The 24,193-nt window shown below is 32.7% G+C and carries 23 protein-coding genes; 1 reads left to right on the top strand and 22 read right to left on the bottom strand.

The annotated features are described in order from the left end of the window. Positions 1-13: 13 nt before the first annotated feature. The 13 genes from tyrS to rpsO form a co-directional block, all read right to left on the bottom strand. Positions 14-1,258: a tyrosine--tRNA ligase gene (gene tyrS / locus EKN01_RS02735; RefSeq protein WP_129044868.1), complete on the bottom strand. Its 1,245-nt coding sequence runs from the start codon at positions 1,256-1,258 to the stop codon at positions 14-16. A gap of 292 nt (positions 1,259-1,550) precedes the next feature. Continuing rightward, positions 1,551-2,135: a ribosome biogenesis GTP-binding protein YihA/YsxC gene (gene yihA / locus EKN01_RS02730; RefSeq protein WP_099974693.1), complete on the bottom strand. Its 585-nt coding sequence runs from the start codon at positions 2,133-2,135 to the stop codon at positions 1,551-1,553. A gap of 57 nt (positions 2,136-2,192) precedes the next feature. Next, positions 2,193-3,191: a quinone-dependent dihydroorotate dehydrogenase gene (locus tag EKN01_RS02725; RefSeq protein ID WP_129044867.1), complete on the bottom strand. Its 999-nt coding sequence runs from the start codon at positions 3,189-3,191 to the stop codon at positions 2,193-2,195. Continuing rightward, entirely contained in the window at positions 3,188-3,829 is a 642-nt protein-coding gene (gene pyrE, locus EKN01_RS02720) for an orotate phosphoribosyltransferase (protein WP_129044866.1), read from the bottom strand. Before pyrE ends, EKN01_RS02725 begins: the two co-directional genes overlap by 4 nt. Continuing rightward, positions 3,822-4,526, bottom strand: coding sequence for an orotidine-5'-phosphate decarboxylase (gene pyrF / locus EKN01_RS02715; RefSeq protein ID WP_129044865.1), 705 nt, complete (start codon positions 4,524-4,526; stop codon positions 3,822-3,824). Before pyrF ends, pyrE begins: the two co-directional genes overlap by 8 nt. Next, on the bottom strand, positions 4,519-5,736 hold the full coding sequence (locus EKN01_RS02710; protein WP_129044864.1) for a dihydroorotase: 1,218 nt from the start codon (positions 5,734-5,736) through the stop codon (positions 4,519-4,521). The genes pyrF and EKN01_RS02710 overlap by 8 nt, the downstream gene beginning before the upstream one ends. Then, positions 5,696-6,637: an aspartate carbamoyltransferase catalytic subunit gene (locus tag EKN01_RS02705; RefSeq protein WP_129044863.1), complete on the bottom strand. Its 942-nt coding sequence runs from the start codon at positions 6,635-6,637 to the stop codon at positions 5,696-5,698. The genes EKN01_RS02710 and EKN01_RS02705 overlap by 41 nt, the downstream gene beginning before the upstream one ends. Before the next feature lie 287 nt (positions 6,638-6,924). Then, positions 6,925-8,169 carry an ATP-dependent Clp protease ATP-binding subunit ClpX gene (gene clpX / locus EKN01_RS02700; RefSeq protein WP_129044862.1) on the bottom strand — a complete coding sequence of 415 codons (1,245 nt, stop codon included), beginning with the start codon at positions 8,167-8,169 and terminating at the stop codon, positions 6,925-6,927. Between the two features lie 109 nt (positions 8,170-8,278). Beyond that, entirely contained in the window at positions 8,279-9,565 is a 1,287-nt protein-coding gene (gene tig, locus EKN01_RS02695; RefSeq protein WP_129044861.1) for a trigger factor, read from the bottom strand. Positions 9,566-9,716: 151 nt separating this feature from the next. Then, positions 9,717-10,907 (bottom strand): elongation factor Tu, encoded by a 1,191-nt coding sequence (gene tuf, locus EKN01_RS02690; protein WP_099974685.1) that lies wholly within the window; start codon positions 10,905-10,907, stop codon positions 9,717-9,719. 199 nt (positions 10,908-11,106) lie between these two features. Continuing rightward, entirely contained in the window at positions 11,107-12,054 is a 948-nt protein-coding gene (locus EKN01_RS02685; protein WP_129044860.1) for a tetratricopeptide repeat protein, read from the bottom strand. A gap of 22 nt (positions 12,055-12,076) precedes the next feature. Then, a complete protein-coding gene (locus EKN01_RS02680; protein WP_129044859.1) occupies positions 12,077-13,774 on the bottom strand; it encodes a ribonuclease J in 1,698 nt (565 codons plus the stop codon). 181 nt (positions 13,775-13,955) lie between these two features. Then, on the bottom strand, positions 13,956-14,225 hold the full coding sequence (rpsO, locus tag EKN01_RS02675) for a 30S ribosomal protein S15 (protein WP_099974682.1): 270 nt from the start codon (positions 14,223-14,225) through the stop codon (positions 13,956-13,958). A gap of 215 nt (positions 14,226-14,440) precedes the next feature. On the opposite strand from rpsO, the gene rpsT reads away from it, so the two are divergent. Continuing rightward, the gene (gene rpsT / locus EKN01_RS02670) at positions 14,441-14,689 is read left to right on the top strand and encodes a 30S ribosomal protein S20 (protein ID WP_099974681.1); all 249 of its coding nucleotides are present in this window, start codon (positions 14,441-14,443) and stop codon (positions 14,687-14,689) included. A gap of 69 nt (positions 14,690-14,758) precedes the next feature. Here rpsT and holA read toward each other — a convergent pair whose 3' ends face one another. The 9 genes from holA to typA form a co-directional block, all read right to left on the bottom strand. Continuing rightward, positions 14,759-15,772 carry a DNA polymerase III subunit delta gene (holA, locus tag EKN01_RS02665; RefSeq protein ID WP_129044858.1) on the bottom strand — a complete coding sequence of 338 codons (1,014 nt, stop codon included), beginning with the start codon at positions 15,770-15,772 and terminating at the stop codon, positions 14,759-14,761. A gap of 4 nt (positions 15,773-15,776) precedes the next feature. Further along, positions 15,777-18,005, bottom strand: coding sequence for a DNA internalization-related competence protein ComEC/Rec2 (locus tag EKN01_RS02660; RefSeq protein ID WP_129044857.1), 2,229 nt, complete (start codon positions 18,003-18,005; stop codon positions 15,777-15,779). After that, positions 18,005-18,619 (bottom strand): helix-hairpin-helix domain-containing protein, encoded by a 615-nt coding sequence (locus EKN01_RS02655; protein WP_129044856.1) that lies wholly within the window; start codon positions 18,617-18,619, stop codon positions 18,005-18,007. The genes EKN01_RS02660 and EKN01_RS02655 overlap by 1 nt, the downstream gene beginning before the upstream one ends. A 48-nt stretch (positions 18,620-18,667) precedes the next feature. After that, entirely contained in the window at positions 18,668-19,714 is a 1,047-nt protein-coding gene (locus EKN01_RS02650; protein WP_129044855.1) for a SepM family pheromone-processing serine protease, read from the bottom strand. Then, a complete protein-coding gene (coaD, locus tag EKN01_RS02645) occupies positions 19,704-20,207 on the bottom strand; it encodes a pantetheine-phosphate adenylyltransferase (protein ID WP_129044854.1) in 504 nt (167 codons plus the stop codon). The genes EKN01_RS02650 and coaD overlap by 11 nt, the downstream gene beginning before the upstream one ends. A gap of 6 nt (positions 20,208-20,213) precedes the next feature. Beyond that, positions 20,214-20,765, bottom strand: a complete 552-nt coding sequence (gene rsmD, locus EKN01_RS02640; RefSeq protein WP_129044853.1) for a 16S rRNA (guanine(966)-N(2))-methyltransferase RsmD — start codon at positions 20,763-20,765, stop codon at positions 20,214-20,216. Positions 20,766-20,767: 2 nt separating this feature from the next. Further along, on the bottom strand, positions 20,768-21,037 hold the full coding sequence (locus tag EKN01_RS02635) for a DUF2129 domain-containing protein (RefSeq protein WP_129044852.1): 270 nt from the start codon (positions 21,035-21,037) through the stop codon (positions 20,768-20,770). A gap of 8 nt (positions 21,038-21,045) precedes the next feature. Next, the gene (locus tag EKN01_RS02630) at positions 21,046-22,212 is read right to left on the bottom strand and encodes an FtsW/RodA/SpoVE family cell cycle protein (protein WP_129044851.1); all 1,167 of its coding nucleotides are present in this window, start codon (positions 22,210-22,212) and stop codon (positions 21,046-21,048) included. Positions 22,213-22,314: 102 nt separating this feature from the next. After that, positions 22,315-24,156 (bottom strand): translational GTPase TypA, encoded by a 1,842-nt coding sequence (gene typA / locus EKN01_RS02625; protein WP_099974671.1) that lies wholly within the window; start codon positions 24,154-24,156, stop codon positions 22,315-22,317. Between the last annotated feature and the right edge of the window lie 37 nt (positions 24,157-24,193).

The following is a 24,193-nucleotide window of genomic DNA, read 5'->3' as shown; positions in this document are numbered from 1 at the left end:
TCCCCCCAACAGTTTATTTAATTGTTGCTAAGAAATACTTCTTTTTACCTCTGCGAATCACAATATATTTACCATCAAATGAACTTTTTGGATCAATTTCAGCGGTTGTTTCTGTTATTTTTTCACCATTTATTCTAATAGCACCATTTTGTACATCTTCACGAGCTTGACGCTTAGAACTATCGACTTTGGCTTCAATTAATAAGTCCACAATATTGATAACATCAGAAGAAATTTCAGCACTTGGAACTCCATTAAATGCTTGAGAAACTTCATCTGTTGTTAATTCCTGAATTTCACCAGAGAAAAGTACATCAGTGATTTTTTTAGCTGTTTCTAGTGCTTCTTTACCATGGACAAATTTGGTTACTTCTTCAGCTAGAGTTTTTTGTGCTTCACGTTTTTCTGGTTGTGTCTTTATCTTTTCTTCTAAATCTGCAATTTCTTCACGAGAAAGGAAAGTAAATTTCTTAAGCAAGTTAACTACATCAGCGTCATCTTGGTTGAACCAGAATTGATAAAATTCATACGGTGAAGTTTTTGCAGCATCTAGCCAAATTGCTCCACCAGCTGTTTTACCAAATTTTTGTCCATCTGATTTCAGTAGTAAAGGTATTGTCAAAGCATATACTTTAGCATCAGAACCTTCTTTTTTATGAATTAAATCTAGACCTGCAGTTAGATTTCCCCACTGATCAGCTCCACCAACTTGAAGTTGAACATTTTTATTTCTGTAAAGTGTTAGGAAATCTAGTGATTGAAGAATTTGATATGTAAATTCTGTAAATGAAATACCACTTTCAAGACGACTAGAAACAATTTCTTTATTTAACATTGTATTAACACTAAATGATTTTCCATAGTCTCTTAAAAAATCCAAAATACTAATTGGAGATGTCCAATCATAGTTGTTAACTGACTCAAAATTAGGGAAAATACGACTTGCCTGATTACTTAGAGCCTTAACATTAGCATTTACTTGTTCCATTGTTTGCATTGGTCTTTCTGCATTTTTACCACTTGGATCACCGATTGACCCAGTTGCACCACCAATTACTATTATTGGATGATGACCTTCTTCAGCAAATCTATTTAGTGTCATAAATGGTAACAAGTGACCTATATGCATTGAATCTCCAGTCGGATCCATTCCACAATACAGACTAATTTTACTTTCTGATAATAGCTCAGTTAACCCTTCCTCATCTGATTGTTGATTAACTAAACCTCTCCATTTTAAATCTTCTAAAATATTCATTCCTTTTCTCCTTTTTTAATATATTGTAAGAGACAAAAAAAGAGCATCTCTGCATAAATGCAGGGACGCTCTTTTGCGCGGTACCACCCTAGTTCAGATAATTAAATATAACTATCCACTCTTACTCCTGTATCGTAGGAAACGATAAAAGAAAAATCTAGTATTTGGTTAAAACATCCTGCTTGGCTCGCACCGACCGCCAATTCTCTGAACACTGAGATGTCTAACTACTTCTGGTTAGATTTAACTTGTTAAAGATATGATAACAAACAAATTTCAAATTACAACATTTTTATTTCATGTGGTCTTCAATCCATTCCCAAACTTCATCTTTTCCATATTTAGTTTCTGAACTAAATAATTGTAAACTATCAGTTTGGTTGATATTCAATGCACTATTTACCTGACTAATTGTCTTATTCCATTGATTCTTTTTAACTTTATCCATCTTAGTCGCAACAATTAATGTTGGAATATGGTAATAGCTAATGAATTGATACATTGAAATATCGTCTTCACTTGGTGCATGACGACCGTCCACCAAAATAACAGCACCCTTTAAAACATTACGTGTGGTCAGATATTCTTCAATCATAACTCCAAATTCTTCACGTTGTTTTTTAGATACTTTAGCAAATCCATATCCAGGAACATCTACAAGATACAACAAATCTTCAACATTATAAAAATTCAAAGTTTGTGTTTTACCTGGTGTACTGGAAGTTCTAGCAAAATTCTTACGATTAATTAGAGTATTAATCAGCGATGATTTACCCACATTAGAACGTCCCAATAAAGCAATTTCTGGATATCCTTCATCTGGATAATGTGCAGAACTAACTGCACTTAAATTCATAGAAACGTTATTAACTTGCATACTGCACCTCACATAAATAACATCTTAACATATTTCAATACAATAAAAAAAACAAGATTATTTCTCCTTGCTTTCATAAAGATACTTATTAATTTTTCTAATCAAAAATGGTCCTTCATAGATAATACCTGTATACAGCTGAACTAAATCAGCACCATTTTTTAAGGCAAGCTCTGCTTCTGATTCCGAGAAAACTCCGCCTGAAAAGATAATTTTCTTATCTGGAAACTTTTGATGAATCAATTTTGTTAATTTTAAAGATTTTGAGAATAGTGGACGCCCACTTAATCCACCGTGTTCAAATTTGTTCTTTGAGGTCAAATTTTCTCTGCTATTACTGGTATTAGTGAGAATCACTCCGGTAATTTTATTAGTCAATTGAGAACAAATATATACTAACTCCTGCTCACTCAAATCGTGACCTAATTTACAGAAAATTGGAACTGAAAAATCATATTTTTCTAATGCCCATGTGAGTTTTGAGATATTTTCTTTTGACTGGAGATTCATTATTCCTTCTTGATTTGGGCAACTCATATTAATAGCAACATAATCACAATAATTTTGAGAATACTTTATGTCCTCAATAATTTGAGATACCATCTCTTCTTCAGGCGTATCATGATTTGTAGCTATACTCAGTCCAATTTTAGTAGTTGGAGCTACCTTCTTCAATCTTTTCACAACTGTCTTTAAACCATCATTATTTAATCCCATTCTATTAATAATAGCTTCATCTTGTGCCAGTCTAAAAATTCTCTTTTTAGGATTACCTGCTTGTTTTCTTCTTGTTACACTACCAATCTCAACAAATCCCGCACCCAATGCACCTAGACTATTATAAAATTGTCCATTTTTATCAAATCCAGCTGCAATACCAATAGGACTATCAAACTTTATGCCAGCAACTTCTGTATTATTTTTTTCACTTGCTACAATATTCCTAATTACTTGCGGATTCTTATTAAATAGTTTAAGAAGAAATGATACCAAATGATGGTCTGTTTCTGGATCCATACTAAAAATAACAGGTCTGATTAATTTATATAGATTCATTTTTGTCCCCACTCATATGGATTCTTTTGCCACTCGTTCAGTAAATATAGATCGTCTGAACTAATTAATTTTTTCTCTTCAGCTACAGTTATCAAATCTTGATAATTGGTGAGTGTAACTAGTTCTAAAGACTTATCAGCAAAATTCTTATTCCCAACTTCTAATGAATATGAAAATATGGCGGCCGATCCAATAACATTCCCACCCTCTGCTTTGATATTATCAACTGCTTTTAAAAGACTGCCACCGGTTGAAATTAAATCATCGATGATAACTATCCTATCTCCAGATTCACATCTTCCTTCGATTAAGGATTTAGTACCATGATCTTTTGCTGAAGATCTAACATAATTCATAGCTAAATTTAAATTATTTGCTACTCCAGTAGCATGTGGAATTCCAGCAGTGGCAACTCCACTAATAACGTCAATATTGCTATATCTAACAAATATTTTGTGTGATAAATATCTAACAATTTTTTGTCGTACTTCAGGATATGCAATTGTCATTCTATTGTCAGTATAAATTGGTGATTTGATTCCACTCGCCCAAGTATAAGGTTCTTGAACATTCAATGAGACAGCACCTATTTCTAGTAAATCATTTGCAATTTCCATTGAAATTTTCTTATCATCCATTTGAATTTACCCAACTTTCATAGAATTTTTTGTAAGCTTTATTCCTGTCATCAGATTGTGTTATTGGTCGTCCAACCACAATGCCATTACTACCCAATTCCTTTGCCATCATGGGTGTAACAACACGTTTTTGATCTTCATTCTCAGAATTTTCAACTCTAATTCCAGGTGTTATACAGATAAAGGAATTATTTGTCGCCTCTTTTATGATTGGAACTTCTAGGGCCGACGATATTACCCCATCTGCATTATTTTTATATGCTAGCTTGGCTAACTTACGTACATAGTCTTGGGAGTTTAAATTTACCTGTAGTTCATCAGATAGATTTTTATTATCTAACGATGTTAATTGTGTAACAGCAAGTAATTTTGTGTCACTGCCTTCCAATCCTCGTTTTGCTGCGAGAATCATTTCAGAACCACCTGTAGCATGGACCGTTATCATCTGAATATTCCATTCTGAAATCATCTTGCAAGTTCTTTCAACAGTGTTAGGAATATCATGCAACTTAATATCCAAAAATATCTTATATCCTAAGTTCCGTATTTTTTGTATAAACGGATAACCATACTTACAAAACATTTCTAAGCCAATTTTTAAATATGTATTATCCTTATCTATTTCTACACTATCTATAAAAGATATCGCTTCTTCATCTGTTGAAAAATCTAATGCCAATATTAATGGATTAATCAAATGAGTACACTTCCTCTCCTTTATAGTAAGTTTTCAAAACTCGTCCGTTAACTAATTCACCATCAAACGGAGTATTAATACCCTTTGAAAGAAAATCTTTCTTAGAAATTTTATAAGTTGTAGATAGGTCAATTACCGTAAAATTTTTATAGATATCACTTTGGATATTAAAAATTCTGCTAGGATTTACTGACATTAACTGGACTAATTTTTCTAAAGTAATAAGTTCATTAACTACAAGATGTGTGTACATTAATGAAAATGATGTTTCAATACCAGTTATTCCAAAAGCACTGTTAACGAATCCCTTATTTTTTTCGGATATCGCATGAGGTGCATGATCTGTGGCAATCATATCAATTGTGCCATCAATAATTCCTTCAATCATTGCTTGCTGATCTGATTTGGATCGTAGTGGAGGATTCATCTTAAATTGCGCATCATCTTTAAGAATATCTTCTTCATTCAAAATAATATGATGTGGCGTCACTTCACAAGTTACATTTATTCCTGCATCTTTAGCTATTCTTATTAGATTAAGTTCTTGTCTAGTAGAAATATGACAGACATGATAATGTACATTTGACTCTTTTGCCAAAATTAAATCTCTAGCTAATTGTGAAGATGTTGCGCAGCTTTCAATATATGGAATTCCTAAACGCAATCCTGCACTTTTTGAGATATATCCGCTGTTCATCAAGTTCTTATCTTCAACATGAGCACACAGATGGCTATCTATTTGTGCAATCTGATTCATAGCGTCTAGCATCGTTTTAGCATTCATAACACCATGACCATCATTTGAAAATGCAAATGACCCTGATCTGGATAATCCTTCGATATCCACCAATTCATAAGAAGTTTCATCAAATGTAATTGGTGCATATTGAAGTGTATTTATTTGAGAATTATGGTGATTCAATTCAATTTGATTTTCAAATTTTTCCACTGTGTCAGGAACTGGAGTTACGTTGGGCATTGCAGCTACTGTAGTGAATCCTCCATGTGCAGATGCCATACTACCTGTTTTAATAGTTTCCTTGTGAGTTTGTCCAGGTTCACGGAAGTGAACATGCATGTCCACCAAACCAGGTAACACAGCAGTATTATCAAAATTGATAACTTCAGATTTTTCAGATTCAACATTGAAGTCAGTTTGTATAAATTTATTATTTTGAAATAACTTTGTATTCAGAATTGATAAGGTCATTTACTTTGTCCCCTTCTAAAACTGCTTCAATCATGGCCATTCTCATATAGACTCCATTTGTCATTTGTTGGAAAATAACTGATTTATCACACTCCACTACATCTGAAGCTATTTCGACATCTCTATTTACAGGAGCTGGATGCATTATGATGGCTTCATCTTTCATCAGTTCCACACGTCTAGTATTTATTCCATACTCTTGTGCATATTCTTCTTTTTTAAATTTTTTGTTCTCGTTACTTGTTAGTCTTTCGTGTTGGACTCTTAATAACATAATTACGTCCATTTCACGGCATAATTGGTCCACATCTTTGTGGTCTCCAATTTCAGCAAATTCATCGCTATACCATTCGTCTATTCCACCAAAGCTTACTTCAGAACCCAATCTAGTCAATATTTCTGCGTTGGAATGTGCAACTCGAGAGTGTCTCAAATCTCCAATTATCCCTACTTTAAGACCTTCAAATTTACCAAATTTTTCATAAATCGTCATTAAATCTAAAAGTGACTGTGAGGGATGTTGTCCTGTTCCATCTCCCCCATTAATGATATGTATGTTCATATCATCGTTAATTAATTCATCGTAATATCTATCTTTACTATGACGAATAACAGCCACACTAGCACCGATACTTTCTAATGTTTTTACGGTATCGTAAAGTGATTCTCCTTTGGAAATTGAGGATGTAGATGCTTCAAAATTTATTTCTTTCATACCAACATTCATTTCTGCTACTTGGAAACTCGATTTAGTTCTTGTACTATTTTCAAAAAACAAGTTAACTGCAAATTTGTCTTTACCTATACTAGTTTTTTGACCTGATTTATAAGACATTGCTGATTTAATCAGTTGGTACACTTCTTCGTTTGAAAGATCTGACATTGATAAAATATTTTGCATTGTTTTCCTCCATATAAAAAGACGCTGAAATTAGTTTTCCAGCGTCCAAAAAAGAAGGAGTATATCTCCAAAATTACTTTTTCAGATCTCTCTGGATCTAATTAAAAAGCCTTATTTTATTGTAATAAAAAAACTTTCTACCCAAAAAGAATAGAAAGTATCCAATAGTCGCCTATATAATTAGATAACTTTCTAAGCCTCTCTGGACTTAGTTAAAAGTTTTATTGTTAATAACAATAGCGGGATTAACATATAAAGTCAAGAACAAAATAAAAAAGGTAGCAAAATTATGCTACCTCTCCATTAACCAAAATTACTTCTGGCTTTTTATCCTTTTTAACAGCGTCTTTTGTAACTTTAACTGTTTTTACGTCTTTACGTCCAGGAATTTCAAACATAGTATCTAACATTGTTTCTTCGACAATTGATCTCAAACCACGAGCCCCTGTATTTCTTTCAATTGCTAGTTTAGCAATTTCTTTCAGAGCTCCATTTGTGAACTCTAGATCTACGTCATCTAGTGCTAGAAGTGCCTTATATTGTTTTACTAGCGCATTTTTTGGCTTAGTTAATATGTTTACTAGGTCTTCTTCATCTAATTTGTCCAACGCTGTAACAATCGGAATACGACCGATAAATTCTGGAATAATACCAAATTTCATTAAATCTTCTGGAATAATTTTTTGCATTAAACTTTCAGTTTCATCAACTGTTTCATTTTCTGAACCAAAACCAATTGTTTTATCACCAAGACGATTCTTGACAATTGTTTCAATACCATCAAATGCTCCACCAACAATAAATAGAATATTAGTTGTATCTATTTGAATTAGTTCTTGTTGAGGATGCTTTCTGCCACCTTGTGGTGGTACTGAGGCAATAGTACCTTCAAGTATTTTTAGAAGTGCTTGTTGAACACCTTCACCAGAAACATCTCGAGTTATTGAAACATTTTCACTTTTTTTAGAAATCTTATCTATTTCATCGATATAGATAATTCCATGTTCAGCTTTTTCTACATCAAAATCAGCATTTTGAAGAAGCTTTAATAGAATATTTTCAACATCCTCACCAACATAACCTGCTTCAGTCAATGTTGTTGCATCAGCAATTGCAAATGGAACTTTTAAAATACGCGCAAGTGATTGTGCTAGGAAAGTCTTACCAGAACCAGTTGGTCCTATTAGAGCAATGTTACTCTTTTGAAGTTCAGTATCACCTTCATCAGAGTTTTCCATTTTATTAATACGTTTATAGTGATTGTAAACTGCAACAGATAATGCACGTTTTGCAGCTGATTGACCAATCACGTACTGATCTAAAATTTCTTTAATTTGTATAGGTGTTGGAATATCACCCAAGTTTAAATCAACAGAAGATACAAGTTCTTCATCAATAATTTCCTTACACAAATCAATACATTCATTACAAATGTAAACACCTGGTCCAGCAACTATTTTTTTAACTTGATCTTGAGTTTTTCCACAAAAAGAACAACTAATTGTTCCCGTAGTTTCTGTACTATCAAACATATATAAATCTCCTTAAGGGCTTAAGTACATAGACGATAACACTATACCCTTTTTGAGTAAAGTATTTAGTATTTATATTAAAAAAAGAGCCTTTCGGCTCTTACATTAATTATTTTTCTTCAGCAGAATCAACAACTAATTCAATTGCTTTTTTAGCAGCAATATCATGTGAAAGCATGTCATCTGTAAGAGCTCCTCTAACAGCTTCTTCTTCCATGTTGTATTCGTCAGCCAATGATTTTATTTCGTCTTTAATTTCAGCTTCAGTTGCTTTCAAACCTTCTTTAGCAACAATAGCTTCAATTACTAAATCAGTTTTAACACGTTCTTCAGCGTCTTTTTTGAATTGATTTCTTAAATCTTCTTCAGAAGTACCAGTCATTTGGTAGTACAAGTCTGGTTCAATTCCTTGACGTCTTAAGTTAGCTAAATATTGATTCATTTGGTTAGAAACTTCTGTTTCCACCATTACATCAGGGATACCATCGATTTTGGCATTCTTAACAGCTGTAGAAATTGCTTCTTCTTGAATGTTTTCTTCGGCAGTTTGACGTTTTTCTTCTTTAATATCAGCGTGAATTTTCTTCTTAAGTTCATCAAGTGTTTCTACTGAGTCATCAACATCTTTTGCAAAATCATCATCCAATTCTGGAAGTTCTTTTGTTTTAACTTCATGAACAGTAGTTGAGAATACAGCATCTTTTCCTGCAAGTTCTTCAGCTTGGTATTCTTCTGGGAATGTTACCTTAACTTCAACTTTGTCCCCTGCTTTAGATCCAACAAGTTGGTCTTCGAATCCAGGAATGAATGAGCCTGAACCTAGTTCTAGTGAATAGTTTTGTGCACTTCCACCATCGAATTCAACTCCATCAACAGTACCAACGTAATCGATAACAACAGTATCGCCTTCTTCAGCTTTACCATCTTTTAATACTAGTTCAGCTTGTTGAGCTTGCATACTCTCTAGACGTTTTTCAACATCTGTCTTCATTACATTACGCTTTTGCTTTTTAACTGTAAGGCCTTTATAATCACCAAGTTCAACATCTGGTTTCAATGAAATTGTAGCAGTAATAGACCAAGGTTTGCCTTTTTCCATTGAATCAACTGTGATTTGAGGTTGATCAATAGGTTCTACACCTGTTTCATCAACAGCTTGTTGATATGAAAATGGTAGCATTGCATTTAGAGCATCTTCATAAAGTGCTTCTTCTCCGTACATTCTTTCAAAGATTGGACGTGAAACTTTTCCCTTACGAAAACCAGGTACGTTCAAATTTTTTCTTACACGGTTAAATGCAGTATCAAGACCTTTTTTAATAGTATCTTGATCAATTTCAAATTTTAGTTCACCTGTATTATTTTCTTTTTTTGTATATTTAGCCTTAGCAGACATTATATTCCTCCGGTATTTCAAATATCATACGTTAAATATTACCTTAAAATGCTGATATTGTAAACAATTGTATGTATTTTATAAATCCTTATAACTACAAAAAAAAAGACAAGACTAAAAGTCTTGTCTTTAAAACTAATAATTTTAGATATTAGTCTAAGATTTCAGTAACAACACCGGCACCAACAGTACGTCCACCTTCACGAACAGTGAATTTTGTACCTTGTTCGATAGCTACTGGAGCAATCAAGTCAACTTCAAAAGTAACTTGGTCACCAGGCATAACCATTTCTACACCAGATGGTAGTTCAATAACACCTGTAACATCAGTTGTGTGGAAATAGAATTGTGGTCTATAGTTTGAGAAGAATGGAGTATGACGTCCACCTTCTTCTTTAGAAAGGATATAAACTTCACCCTTGAATTTGTTGTGAGTTTGGATTGAACCTGGCTTAGCAAGAACTTGTCCACGTTCGATTTCATCACGGTTAACACCACGAAGAAGAACACCAACGTTATCTCCGGCTTCACCTTTATCAAGAGTCTTTCTAAACATTTCTAGTCCTGTAACTGTTGACTTAGCGATTTCTGGTTTCAAACCAACGATATCAACTTCGTCACCAACTTCAACGACACCACGATCGATACGTCCTGAAGCAACAGTACCACGACCAGTGATTGTAAATACGTCTTCGACAGGCATCAAGAATGGCTTGTCGTTTTCACGATCTGGAGTTGGGATATATTCATCAATTGTGTCTAGCAATTCTTGAACAGCTGCAACATTTTCAGGATCACCTTCAAGTGCTTTAAGAGCTGAACCACGAATAACTGGAATATCATCACCAGGATAATCGTATTCTGAAAGTAATTCACGAACTTCCATCTCAACTAGATCTGTTAGTTCAGGGTCATCAACAAGGTCAGTCTTGTTCAAGAAGACAACGATGTAATCAACACCAACTTGGTGAGCTAGTAGGATATGTTCGCGTGTTTGTGGCATAGGACCATCAGTTGCGGCAACAACAAGGATGGCACCATCCATTTGTGCAGCACCAGTGATCATGTTCTTAACGTAATCAGCATGTCCTGGAGCGTCGATATGAGCATAGTGACGAGCTTTTGTTTCATATTCAACGTGGGCAGTATTGATTGTAATACCACGTTCTTTTTCTTCTGGAGCTGAATCGATAGTAGAGTAATCTTCAGCTTTAGCTAGACCTTGGTCAGCCAAAACTTTTGTGATTGCTGCTGTGAGTGTAGTTTTACCGTGGTCAACGTGACCAATTGTCCCAATATTTACATGGGGTTTTGTTCTCTCATAATGTTCTTTTTCTGCCATTATAAAGGATCCTCCTAAAATTTCATTTCATAAGATTATCCAAAGACTTGCTTTAGATGACTCTTTACTGAAGAATTATACTACTTTCAGAGGCGAAAGCAAAGCAATAGAGCAAATCGACCACTAAAAATATACTCTTCGAATTATACGTATCCACAGTGGGATTGTAAATACTTTAGTCGAAAAAAATACTATTTAATTACTGAAATTGACTCATTAAGCTTTCAAATCTTTCTAACCACTGATTTATGTTCTTAATATCGTCATTTCCGACCACTTTATCTTCCGATATTAAATCATAATTTGCAAGTATTTCTTTGACCCACATTGATGGATCTTTAATTATTTCTTCCCCATATGGATACACGAGTGCAACATACAAGGATAACTCTGAATTGATGTTCTCAATTTGAGAAGCATTCCCACTATCAGATAATTGTTTCTCTACTTCTTTGACCATATCATCGAATATTTTAGATGCAAGTATTGGATACAAATTGATTGGATTTATCTTTCGATATTCACCATAAAAAGAGAAATTAATTTCTTCATCTAATCCTAGCTTGTAAACATTCTCTAAAATTTCATTTTTCAATAACGGATGTAGGAGTGGATTTTGAAGTAACTCTTTAGATAGTTCAATGTAATTTCCCTTATCTAACTCACGAAGCCCACGAAGCATCTGTATCTGATCATTCATAGGCATAGTAACTATAGATGAAACTCTATCTTTCAGCCTATCTAATTGTGGTTTATACGCTCTGATATGTCTTTCCTCAGATATACGGATTTTGTTCTCAAACTTTTCAATTTGTTCTTTAGGTATGTTATTTGCTGGATTTCTTTTATAAAAATTTAGCGACTGATTTGCTAAAAGATAATCATTATTCTCTATAATAATGTCAAAAGCCAATTTAGATGCATTGGGACTTCCTAGGTATTTATTAAAAAAATCAAGGATTACAACCTCAGCTTCATCTGCCCTATTCAGGTTCAGAAGAGCTTCGGCTAATCCTTGATTAATTTCAAAATTCTGTTCAATAGAATATGCTTGTGTATATAGATCAGCAGATTCTTCCCAATTTCCTTTTTCTAAGGCATCTTCGGCTTTTTCCAAAATTTGGTTTAAATTTTCAGAATCGTCCATAAGTTACTGAGAGATAATATTTCTATCTCTTTGCCTTTCTATGTCTATTTTGATTTACTTCCATAATTACTGGAAGAATTACTGGGTGTCTACTTGTTTGATCGTAAAGATATTTACTTAATTTATCTCTAACACCTTGTTTTAGATCAGACCAATCAAATTCTTTGCTGTTTTCTAAATAGTTAACAATATTTTGTTCTATTATCTCTGAACTTTCGTTTAGAAGATCACGACTAGTTCTCATGTATACGAAACCACGTGCTGTGATTTTGGGCTTGGCAACAACTTTTTTCTTTTTACGATCAATTGTAACTACCGCAACAAAAACACCATCTTCTGCCAATAACTCACGGTCACGAAGAACAATGCTTCCAATGTCGCCCACGCCAATACCATCTATCATAGTATCGCCAGCTGTTACACCTTTTCCACGATAAAATTGACCATTTTCGTAGTTAAGAACGTCACCATTTTTAGTAATAAAAATATTCTGGTAAGGCATGCCTGTTTGATTAGCAATTCTAGAATGTGAATCAAGTAAACGATATTCACCTTGAACTGGAATTAAATTTTGAGGATTAAGTAAATTAATCATCAATTGCAAATCATTTCTATTTGCGTGACCTGAAGGATTTAATTTATCTCCTAGTACTTTGATATCGGCACCAGCTCTATAGATAGCATCTCTAGTTCTAGCAAAAGCTGTATCCATGGCATGTGAAGGAGTAGTTGCAACAAAAACCAAGTCTCCTTCTTTAATTTGAAATTCTGTTTTTGTTGTTGGGTCTGCCATACGTTGAAGTAACTTAATAGGTTCACCCATTCGACCTGTTTCAATTATAACTAGTTCAGTGTCATCAGTTTCATTCAGCTTTGAACTGTCAATAATTAAATCATCACTAGGAACATGTAAATATTCCAACTTCATAGCTGTTTTTAAAATTTTATGTGCATCATGACCTGTAAGATAAACCTTTTTACCAGTCTTATATGCTGCATCCAAAACTTCTTGCATTCTTTGAATATTTGAAGCTACTTGGGCTACTATTATTCTGCCGTTGTGGTATTCAAAAGTATCCAAAATATGGTCAAATACTTCACGTTCATTTGAGGTTTCTGCAACTGTTTCTGCATTAGCAGAATCACTCAATAGAGCAATAACGTTTTCAGTACCTATTTTTGCTATTTTGCTGTAATCAGTTTTATATGTAGGTAAAGCAGATTGGTCAAATTTGAAATCTCCAGTATAAACAATCTGTCCTTCGCCTGTATTAATTGAAATTCCTAATGATCCAGGGATTGAATGTGTAGTTCTGAAAAATGAAATTGTTGCTTCTTCAAAATCAATTTCAGTATTTCCATCAATAACATGAAAATTACTGAATTTTTTGCTACGCTTGTCATTTGAAACTACAATCTTAGCAAGCTCGATAGTCATTTCTGATCCAAACACTGGAACATCATACTCACTAATCAAATACGGTAATGCACCGATGGCATCTGAATGTCCGTGAGTAAGAAATACTCCAACAACTTTATCAATATTTTCTTTAATGTAAGTCATATCTGGAACAACCATATCTATTCCGTATAAATCATTATCAGGATATTGTAATCCTATATCTAAAATATAAATTTCGTCATTTACTTCAACAGCGTACATGTTTTTTCCGTTTTCACGTACCCCGCTTAAAATATCTATTTTAATTTGTTTGCTCATTAATTTTCTCTCATTTCAATTTAAGTTAAATTCTATCGATATTGTTCCATGTTTTTGTCTTCTAAAAATACAAAGACTACGTATGTTATACCTAGCGAATATTTTAACATAACAATGAATAAAAAGAACTAACAAAGCAACAAAAAAGGGAAGCTCATATGAGCTTCCCTTTATAAAAGTATTAACGACGTAGACCAAGTGATTGAATAAGTTCACGGTAACGTTGAACATCTTTATTTCTTAGATAAGAAAGAAGATTACGACGGTGACCAATTTTCTTTAGAAGACCAACATATGAATGGTGATCTTTCTTGTTAACTTTCAAGTGATCGTTTAATGAGTTAATTTCAAATGTCAATACAGCAACTTGTACTTCTGGAGAACCAGTATCCCCTTCTTTACGTGCGTATTGCTTAATGATTTCATTTTTTTGTGCTTTAGAAATAGCCATTTTATTTCCACCTTTATTTTTATATTTAGCCTAACTATGCAAAGCGTTGGTGAATCGCAAAACAGAGCAAGGTTACTACAAGTAATTAATTTACTATATTTTAAATCAATGTGCAAGTTAGAAATTAATACGAAATTCATTGCAATCATAGAAAAATTATGTATAATTTTAAATATTGAGTTTATTGATACAAACAGTACTCGGAGGTGAAAACAATGCCACAAATTAAATCAGCAATTAAACGTGTAAAGACAGCTCAAACAGCTAACGAACGTAACTCTGCTCAAAAGAGTGCAATGCGTTCAACAATCAAGAAATTTGAAAAAGCTGTTGCTTCAAACGCTGACAATACAGAAGATATGTTCAGATCTGCTGTTCGCGCAATTGATATGGCTAAATCTAAAGGACTTATCAAGGCTAACAAAGCTGCTAGAGACAAGTCAAGACTTGCAAAAATGAAATAATTAGTAAACAACCTTTTAGGTTGTTTTTTTGTTTTAAAAAGAGGACCTCTATATTAGGGGTCCTCTTTTTTATGCATTCTTTAAAATAAATAAGTCCAATAAAACTTCTTTATCGTTCTGACCAGTCATTATTTGAAAATCTGCATCAACTAATTCTGAATACATTTTATTAAGTCTCTCCATGGAGATTTCTCTATTTTGTTGTAATATCATTTTTAATCTATACGGATTTAACTTCAACTCTTTTTGAATTGTACCTTCCGTTAAACCACGTTCGCTCAATATTTTTACTTGTAATAAGCTTCTTATCTGACCAATTAATATCGCAATTAAAAATATCGGATCGATTTTTTGTAGTAGAAATTGCTGTAACAAATCATCAGCCCTTAAAACATCTTTCTTTAGAATTGCATTAGACAGATCAAAAACATTCTCTTCTAAATTATTAGGAACTAACAACTTCACAGATTCTTCTGTAATTTTCTTTGTATCTATTGCATACAATTTTAATTTATCTAATTGATTAATAGTATTGGAATAATTATTGTCAGTTTTGTTCAACAACAGTTGAAGTGCACCATTATCGATAGAATATCCATCATCATTAAGAGTTTCATTGATTTGCTTAAATAAATATTTGCTATCTAGTTTTGATGCATCAACTTCGACTGACAATTTCTTCAATTTTTTTACAATTTTTTTTCGAGAATCTAATTTTGGATAATCAGCGAAAATGACTAAAGATGTTGTCGGTGAAGGATTATCTATGTAACTAACCAATGAATCTGTATTTTGATCAATAGATCCCTTTGGCTGCTGAGTAGAAACAAAATATGGATGTAATGCAAATATTAATCTTCTTTCACCAAAGAATGGTGCTGACATTGCTTCATTCAATAGATCTTCTATAGACTCATTCTCTAAGTCGAAACTAGAAAAGTTCATTTCTAGTTCTTGTGGATCAAATAGAGATTTAAATTTATTCTGTAATTCTTGAATAAATGCTTCCTCATCACCACTGACAAAATATACAGGAGCAATGTTATCTTTGTTTAAATTTTTTATTAGTTCTGAATATTTCAAATAACTACTCCTGAATAAACGTTTTTATATAATCTTTACCCGTAAATGGATAATAATACCAGCTAATCATACCACATTCAGCAGTATTCAAAAAAGGGATATCCAAGCTATTGAACGTTTCTATTGTTTCTTTATTGGGATGTCCGTAGCGATTATTTACACCTGAAGAAATTAAGGATAATTCTGGATTTATTTTCTTTATGAATTCGTAGTCACTTGCTGTTTTAGAGCCATGATGCCCTACTTTCAAATAATCTACTTTATTTATACTTAATTGTTTTTCATGTTCTTTATCCAAATCTCCAGTGAATAACCATATTTTTTTATTCAGCTTGGTCCTCAGTGTTAGTGAATCTCCATTCTCTCCCTTAGAAGGTCTATCCGGCCATAAAACATCGATCATTAAATTAGAATCGGAAATCCGACCTCCTTTAAGTACTGATCTAAATTCAGTATCTTTGTGATTATTCTTTATATTTTTAATTAATTTATTCTCATCCAACCCCTGACCATATATAACTTTAGAAACTTTGAATTTACTTAGTAAAATATCCAGATCACCAATATGATCAACATCTTTATGTGATAAAAATACAGCATCCACCTTTGATATCCCTTGTGATTTTAAAAATGGAATTGTAGAAGTCTCAACTCGTGATTTGTAATCGCCTGCTTGCCATTTTTCGTTATTAAAATTAAGCTTCCCTCCCGTATCGATCATATATGTTTTTCTTTTAAATGGTGTAGTTATTACTATGCTGTCACCCTGACCAATATCAATCATATGAACTGATCCAAAAATAGGAAATTTATTAAAAATAATTACTCCTGAAAAAATTAAAGAATACAGATAGAATTTTTTTGAAAATATTATCTTAGACTCCACAATAAGTAAAGCTAATGATATTAAGATTAAAACAACAAAATATGGAATACTACCTGTAATAATAGTTAAAAATTTAAAACTAGCAATTTTGTCAAAAAGATAATATATATATCCAAATAATTTATCTATAGAATTCCATATTTTCCAATGTAATCCTGCTGTAAGTCCTGCAATGACAGTGATTGGTAAAATAAAATAAGTGAACATTGGTATGAATATAGAATTATAAACCAAGACTAATATATTTAATTCATATGTGTAACTAGTAATTACAGGTGATGATACAAGATTCAGCCTAAAGATGGTTTTTAAAAAATTATCTCCTTCGTATATAAACAATATTGCAAATGATACTAAAAAACTTAGTTGCCCTCCCATTGTTTGTAAAGAATATGGACTAATGAATAAACATATTATTACAGTCAAGCTAAACTGGTAAAGTTTGTTCAACTGCATGTTGAACTTTTTGAATAAAATTCCTACTATTGCCAAGCATATTGCCCGTTGAATTCCTGTTCCTAAACCTGCTAAAATTCCATAAAATGGAAGAACTAACAGCAAAATAAAATCTAAGATTTCAACTTCAATAAATAAAGCTGAACTAATCTTTTTGAGAAATTTTATTAAAATTAGTACATGCATTCCCGACAAACTGAATAAATGTATCACTCCAATGGTACTTAATAAGGTTTTCCACCCTTGAGCATCTATATCACTGTAACCTATTAGGAGACTATTTGAGTGAATTCTTAACCAATGCGGCAAAGAAGATAAATATTTTATTATATGTATTCGTAAAACTTTTATTTTAAAATAAATGCTATTACTTTTGTAATTAATTATTTTTCTAATACTCTTTATTTTTACATTTTGATATATCTTTTTAGATTTAAAATAGTTTTGATAATTGTATTCACCAATATTTCTATTTCTTTGTATTTTTTCAATTTGATAATCCTCAATTGATAATTTGACAGGATTATCGATATTTTTCCAATATTTCTGTTCTTTCTTACTGTGAACATAGTAACTGAATAAAAATCTACTGTTATCTGATTCAGCAATGCCTGATATTCTTGCTCCGTTTACTTTGACATCATCAGGATAAACGACAACACTTTCCAAGTTGCTAATTTGATTTGATTGATCTTTATTAGATTGAACAAGTCTAGCAGTGAACAAAGGTAATAGGACTAATGCTAATACTATTATTTTGTAATTTTTTATTTTTATTAAATACAAAAGAAAAATCGCTACTAATACCACTAACAAATAAATCCATCTAGAATTAAACACGTTTATAAAAATCACAATTAATAGAGCTAGATAAATAACGTGATTATTCATTAAACAGTAATTTGATCCTTCAAGGACTCTAAGGTTTTGTCGCCTATTCCAGAAACATTTTTCAATTCGTCAACAGTCTTAAACATCCCTTTATCTTCACGATAAGATATTATCTTTTGAGCTTTCATAGGACCAATTCCTGAAATAGTTTGTAATTCTTCCAGTGTTGCACTATTTATATTAACAATTTTTGAATTACCATTATCTGTTGATGAAGATCCAGTGTTACCTGTCCCCTCCTCGCCAACCCTAGGTACATATATTTGCATCTGATCTGATACACTTTGAGCCTGATTGATTTGGTGAACGTCAGCATTTTCCAACATTCCACCCGCTAAATTCACTGCTTGTTGGATAATAGCTCCCTTCTTTAATCTATATACACCTGGATATTGAACAGCACCTTGAATATCAACATTAAAATACTCCTTTTGTACATTACCAGTACTTTTTGGTTTGACTACCTTGTTATGTGAAGTTCTGCTTACTGCGACAGAACTATTCTTATGCAAAACATTATCCTTAAATAAAAATGTACCTCCTAAGATAAGCACTAATGTAACTATTGCAACAGTCTTAAAATTATCTTTGATTAATTCAACAACATTCTTCATTTATTCACCTCTTAAAAAATTACGAAAAAAAAATAACCTCATATGAGGTTATTTTGTCTTATTCAAATAGTTAATCGCATCATCTAAAGTTTTTACGGGAACTATTTTCATCTTAGTATTTAATTTTTTTGCTGCTTGTTTTGCTAAGTTATAGTTATTTACATAGTTAGGATCGTACTTCTTAATCTCTTTTGTAACTGGATCATCTGGAGCAAAGAAGATTGTTGCACCTTGATGAGAAGCTGCATATACCTTTTTATCTATTCCTCCGATTGGACCAACGTTACCATCACTATCAATTGTTCCTGTTCCGGCAATTGTTCTGCCATCCTTCAAGTCTACATTAGCAATTTGTGAATATACTTGTAATGTGAACATTAATCCAGCAGATGGTCCACCAATATCTCCAGCGTCTATTTTAGTAGGAGGTGTTGCAGTAACTTTTGTATTATCCGTTAAAGTTATTCCTACTCCATAACGTTTAGTACCCTCTAACTTCACTAAACCACCCTTAGCTGTTTTGTTCTTACCATCTCGAGTATATTTGATAGTAACTTTATCATTCTTGTCTAGTTTTTTTACGTAATTAATGAACTTTTCAGAACTGTTAAAGTGGTATCCATTTACTTCTGTTACTGTATCTCCAATTTTAAGTTTATTCTTAAAATCAGAATTTTCTGCAACTTCCATTATGTATACTCCCAAGTACTCACTCTTGTATGGTTTTCCTGCTTTGGAATATGCAGCTGCCACTGCAGCGTTGGTTGCTGATTGCATATAATACTGTTGTATTTGATTGTATTCTGCGTTGGATTCATTACCCATCAGTTCTTCTTTAGGAGTAATAGTTTCAAAATCATCTCCCATTGCTTTGAGTAAAAAGAATGGTGTCGCAGGTCTTATAGCCACAGTAGTTAAAAGTAAGTTACCTTTCTTCTTATCTGTTTTTCCATCTACTTTTACAAAATTTGATGTTGGTTCAGCTGTACCAGGACCTTCCAAATAAAAATTTGGACGTCCAAATACAAAGGCAACCATCATTATAAAAATAAAGATTCCACCAATTGTCTTATTACGGGCTCGATTAAATTTCATTGGTTTTATCCCCCAATTTTATTTTTATTTGCTCTGCCACCTTAGTTGGAACAAGTTCACTTATATCTGCCCCAAACAATGCAACTTCTTTTATCATTGATGAAGATATGTTGGCATATTTTTGATCAGCTATTAAAAAGACCGTTTCAATATCTGGATCCAATATTTTATTCACTGATGATATACCAGATTCATAACCAAAATCATCCGAATTACGCATTGAGCGTACAAGAAACTGAGCTTTATATTCTTTGGCTAACTCTGTAGTAAGTTGGCTCTTACCGTCTACTACTTCTACGTTAGAAATATTTTTAATCTCATCTTGAATAAATGACTTCTTTTCTTCGTAAGAGAACATATATTTTTTGGATGTATTTGTCATAGTAGCAACAATTAATTTATCAAACATTTTTGCAGAACGTTTTATTATTTCTATGTGACCATTTGTCACTGGATCAAAACTACCAGCATAAATTGCTATTTTATCTGTCATCAGTTCCTAGCCTCCGTATTGATAAATTGCTACTTTTGTATCTTTATAATCCTTCATTTTGATTAATCTTAATTTTTCAATACCTTCAATGGTAACTTCATAGTCTGTTTCAACTACAAATATTCCACCTTCTTCGATCATTTCTTGTTCAATCATATCTTTAACAATTTGTTCAGTTATTTTCATTCTGTATGGTGGATCTAAAAATACTAGATCAAATTTTACACCATCACTGTGTAATTTATTCAATGCTTCAGTCGCTGAAGATTTAATGATTTGAAATTGGTCTCTAGAATTAGTTTTTTCAACATTTTCTTTTATAGTACTAATTGCCTTATATGCTTTATCTACTAAATAAGATTTCTCATAACCGCGTGAAACTGATTCTATACCAAGACTACCGGTACCTGCAAAAAGATCTAATGAGTTCCCATATTGTAAATATGGCCCTATCATACTGAATACTGCTTCTTTGACTTTGGCAGAAGTTGGTCGCGTATCATTACCTGGAACTGCCTTTAAGTTTAATCCACCAAATTTACCAGATACTATTTTCAATCTTAATCAACCTTTTCTTCTTCTTTTTCTTCAGCATTAAAAGTAAAATGTGCATCTAAATCTTGACGATATGACATAGCAATTCGTCTGACAAATTTTTGTTTCTGTAGCTCATTTTTTACTTCTGCTGCTTTATCTTTATTTACATAAATTAGAACATACTTCATCTTAGGAGAGTCATAATAAACTGTTCCATACTTTTGAAGTCTCTTTTTCCATTTCATTGAGTACAACCAAACATACATGGCTTGTCTCTCAGGTCTTTGATACATTTAATCACCTATTTTCGACTAAATTTTTCTGTTGCATCTAGATTAAGCACAATCCCGAGTGCAAAGGATAGAATCATCATACTTGATCCACCATAACTTATAAATGGTAAAGTAACACCTGTTAGTGGTACTAGACCTAATAATCCACCTACATTAAGCACAATCTGTGTTAAGAACATTGTAGCAATACCATAACAAATTAACGATACATAATTCTCTGAAGATGTGATTCCGATTTTAATAATACGAATTATGATTATTAGTAATAATGCTAGAACCAAGACAACACCTATAAGTCCTAATTCTTCACTAATTATAGACAAAATAAAATCAGTTTGAGGTTCGGGTAAATAGCCACGTTTTTGAATACTATTTCCTAATCCTACTCCAAACAATCCACCATTACTAATTGCATAATAAGAGTTAGACAACTGAGCTCCAGATGTTCTTTCCAGTTTAAAAGGATGTTGCATTGCTAAAAATCGTTGATATTGGTATGTTTTACCAAATCCAAATGGTTTTACTGTTAAAAGGAATGTCAATGCAGACCCTAATACTGCTGCTATAAGAACAGTCAATGAACCTGTTATTCTACCTGGAATAGTAGAAGTTGCCAGTATTATTGCTGTAATAATGAAAAGAATCAAAGCACCACCGGTATCAGGTTCAATAAATACAAGACCAATAATGGCAATTACTATAATAAAAGGTGTCTTCATTTCCTGGTATATTCCAGACCAACTAGAGTCCATCAAACGTTCTTCTTTATTGGTTAGGACAATTGCCAAATATAAAACTAGAGAGACTTTGGCTAATTCTAGAGGTTGGAAGTTCATAAATCCCAGATTAATCCAGGCTGCTGCACCATTGACCTTTGTTGAAGGTTTTATAATCCCAATTATCAAAACTAATAATAGTGCAAAAATCGTTCCAAATATGAGTACGCTGATAACTCTTTGACTCCAAAAAAACTTTGCTTTCATCATAAAAGTTAGTGTACATATTGTAAGTCCCATGACCGCATATATAAGCTGTTTTATGAAATAAAAGTCAGTCGTCCCACCGACCATCATTATATTATAAAAACTTGCTGAATAAACCATTACTATTCCTATACCTAAAAGTAATAGATATGGAACAACTATCCACCAGTCTATTTGACTAAATTTTCTCAACTTACCACTCCTAGAATCTAATATTCAAATTATACCACCCTTGAAATTTAATCTCAGCATAAAAAAAGATCGATGTACTGTTATACACCGATCTTTTTAAAATTATTTAGTATTTTTCTTTTGTTTATCGAATTTCTTACGCTCGTTTGTTCCAAGAATCTTCTTACGTAAACGTACGCTTTCTGGTGTTACTTCACACAATTCATCATCATTCAAGAACTCGATAGATTGTTCAAGTGACAAATCACGAGGTGTCTTGATTGCAGCAGAGTGATCTTTACCAGATGCACGGGTATTTGTAAGTTTCTTACCCTTTGTAACGTTAACGGCAATATCATCATCACGACTACTTTGTCCAACGATCATACCTTCGTATACATCAACACCGGCACCTAAGAATAGGACACCACGATCTTCAACAGATTGTAAACTATAAGTTGTTGTAGGACCTTGGTTGATAGAAACTAAAGCACCGTTTCTTCTACCTGGTTCCCAATTTTTAACTACTGGTTTGTATGTATCAAAAGTATGGTTCATGATACCGTAACCACCAGTCATTGAAAGGAATTCAGTTGAATATCCAATCAAACCACGTGAAGGTGCTGAGAATGTAAGTCTTGTTTGACCATTTCCAGTACTTTCCATGTTTTGCATATCACCTTTTCTTTGAGACATTGAATCAATGATTGATCCAACATATTCATCAGGTGTATCGATGATAACTTCTTCAAAAGGTTCTGATTTTTGACCATCAACGTCTTTGAAAATAACTTCTGGTCTTGAAAGTTGTAATTCAAATCCTTCACGACGCATTTCTTCAACAAGGATAGAAAGGTGCAATTCACCACGTCCAGAAACAATCCATGAACCTGCTTTTTCACCATCTTCAACTTTTAGAGAAACATCTGTATGTAGTTGTCTTCTTAGACGTTCGTCAATTTTACTTGCAGTAACTTCTGAACCTTCTCTACCAGCAAATGGTGAATCATTTTGTAAGAACATCATTTGTAGTGTTGGTTCGTCAATATGTAGAATTGGCAATGCTTCTTGATTATCAGATGGAGTTACTGTTTCACCAACATAAATATCATCCATACCTGACAAGGCAATCAAATCACCTGCTCTTGCTTCATCGACCTCTTCTTTTTGAAGTCCAAAGAAACCATAAATCTTAGTTACACGGAAGTTTTTAGCTGATCCATCAAGTTTGATAACAGAAACACTATCACCAACTTTGATCTTTCCACGGAAAATACGTCCAATACCAATACGACCAAGGAAATCATTATAATCAAGCATAGCAACTTGGAATTGCAATGGTTCATCAGAATTGTCAATTGGTGCAGGAATTGTATCAATAATAGTATCAAATACTGGTTTCATAGTATGTTCTTGATCTTCAGGATCATCGCTCATACTTGAAGTACCATTGATTGCTGATGCGTATACAACTGGGAATTCTAGTTGATCTTCATCAGCGCCTAGTTCGATGAATAGTTCCAAGACTTCATCAACAACTTCAGCTGGTCTAGCACCTGGTCTATCAATTTTATTGATAACAACGATAGGTGTTAAATGTTGTTCTAGAGCTTTCTTAAGAACAAAACGAGTTTGTGGCATTGTTCCTTCATAAGCATCAACAACTAATAATACACCATCAACCATTCGCATAATACGTTCAACTTCTCCACCGAAGTCAGCATGTCCTGGTGTATCTAGAATATTAATTTTTGTATCTTTATATTGAACAGCAGTATTCTTTGAAAGAATTGTAATACCACGTTCCTTTTCAATATCATTTGAATCAAGAGCTCTATCTTGAATTTCAAAATGTGATTCTAGTGTATCTGATTGTTTTAGTAATTCGTTAACTAGTGTAGTTTTACCGTGGTCAACGTGGGCAATAATAGCGATATTTCTAATATCATCTCTAGTTTTTGTCAAAATTTTTCTTCCTTCCGTATCTGAACTAAAAATTGTT

The organism is Companilactobacillus metriopterae (genome assembly GCF_004117915.1).
Classification (GTDB): Bacteria; Bacillota; Bacilli; order Lactobacillales; family Lactobacillaceae; genus Companilactobacillus; species Companilactobacillus metriopterae.
Note: the sequence above shows the minus strand (reverse complement) of the source record. Positions and strands in the feature narration are given on the sequence as shown.

Excerpts from the sequence above, each read along its gene's own strand:
- tyrS (WP_129044868.1), bottom strand. The coding sequence starts at position 1,258 with ATGAATATTTTAGAAGATTTAAAATGGAGAGGTTTAGTTAATCAACAA.
- yihA (WP_099974693.1), bottom strand. The coding sequence starts at position 2,135 with ATGCAAGTTAATAACGTTTCTATGAATTTAAGTGCAGTTAGTTCTGCA.
- EKN01_RS02725 (WP_129044867.1), bottom strand. The coding sequence starts at position 3,191 with ATGAATCTATATAAATTAATCAGACCTGTTATTTTTAGTATGGATCCA.
- pyrE (WP_129044866.1), bottom strand. The coding sequence starts at position 3,829 with ATGGATGATAAGAAAATTTCAATGGAAATTGCAAATGATTTACTAGAA.
- EKN01_RS02710 (WP_129044864.1), bottom strand. The coding sequence starts at position 5,736 with ATGACCTTATCAATTCTGAATACAAAGTTATTTCAAAATAATAAATTT.
- EKN01_RS02705 (WP_129044863.1), bottom strand. The coding sequence starts at position 6,637 with ATGCAAAATATTTTATCAATGTCAGATCTTTCAAACGAAGAAGTGTAC.
- clpX (WP_129044862.1), bottom strand. The coding sequence starts at position 8,169 with ATGTTTGATAGTACAGAAACTACGGGAACAATTAGTTGTTCTTTTTGT.
- tig (WP_129044861.1), bottom strand. The coding sequence starts at position 9,565 with ATGTCTGCTAAGGCTAAATATACAAAAAAAGAAAATAATACAGGTGAA.
- tuf (WP_099974685.1), bottom strand. The coding sequence starts at position 10,907 with ATGGCAGAAAAAGAACATTATGAGAGAACAAAACCCCATGTAAATATT.
- EKN01_RS02685 (WP_129044860.1), bottom strand. The coding sequence starts at position 12,054 with ATGGACGATTCTGAAAATTTAAACCAAATTTTGGAAAAAGCCGAAGAT.
- EKN01_RS02680 (WP_129044859.1), bottom strand. The coding sequence starts at position 13,774 with ATGAGCAAACAAATTAAAATAGATATTTTAAGCGGGGTACGTGAAAAC.
- rpsO (WP_099974682.1), bottom strand. The coding sequence starts at position 14,225 with ATGGCTATTTCTAAAGCACAAAAAAATGAAATCATTAAGCAATACGCA.
- rpsT (WP_099974681.1), top strand. The coding sequence starts at position 14,441 with ATGCCACAAATTAAATCAGCAATTAAACGTGTAAAGACAGCTCAAACA.
- EKN01_RS02660 (WP_129044857.1), bottom strand. The coding sequence starts at position 18,005 with ATGAATAATCACGTTATTTATCTAGCTCTATTAATTGTGATTTTTATA.
- EKN01_RS02655 (WP_129044856.1), bottom strand. The coding sequence starts at position 18,619 with ATGAAGAATGTTGTTGAATTAATCAAAGATAATTTTAAGACTGTTGCA.
- EKN01_RS02650 (WP_129044855.1), bottom strand. The coding sequence starts at position 19,714 with ATGAAATTTAATCGAGCCCGTAATAAGACAATTGGTGGAATCTTTATT.
- coaD (WP_129044854.1), bottom strand. The coding sequence starts at position 20,207 with ATGACAGATAAAATAGCAATTTATGCTGGTAGTTTTGATCCAGTGACA.
- EKN01_RS02635 (WP_129044852.1), bottom strand. The coding sequence starts at position 21,037 with ATGTATCAAAGACCTGAGAGACAAGCCATGTATGTTTGGTTGTACTCA.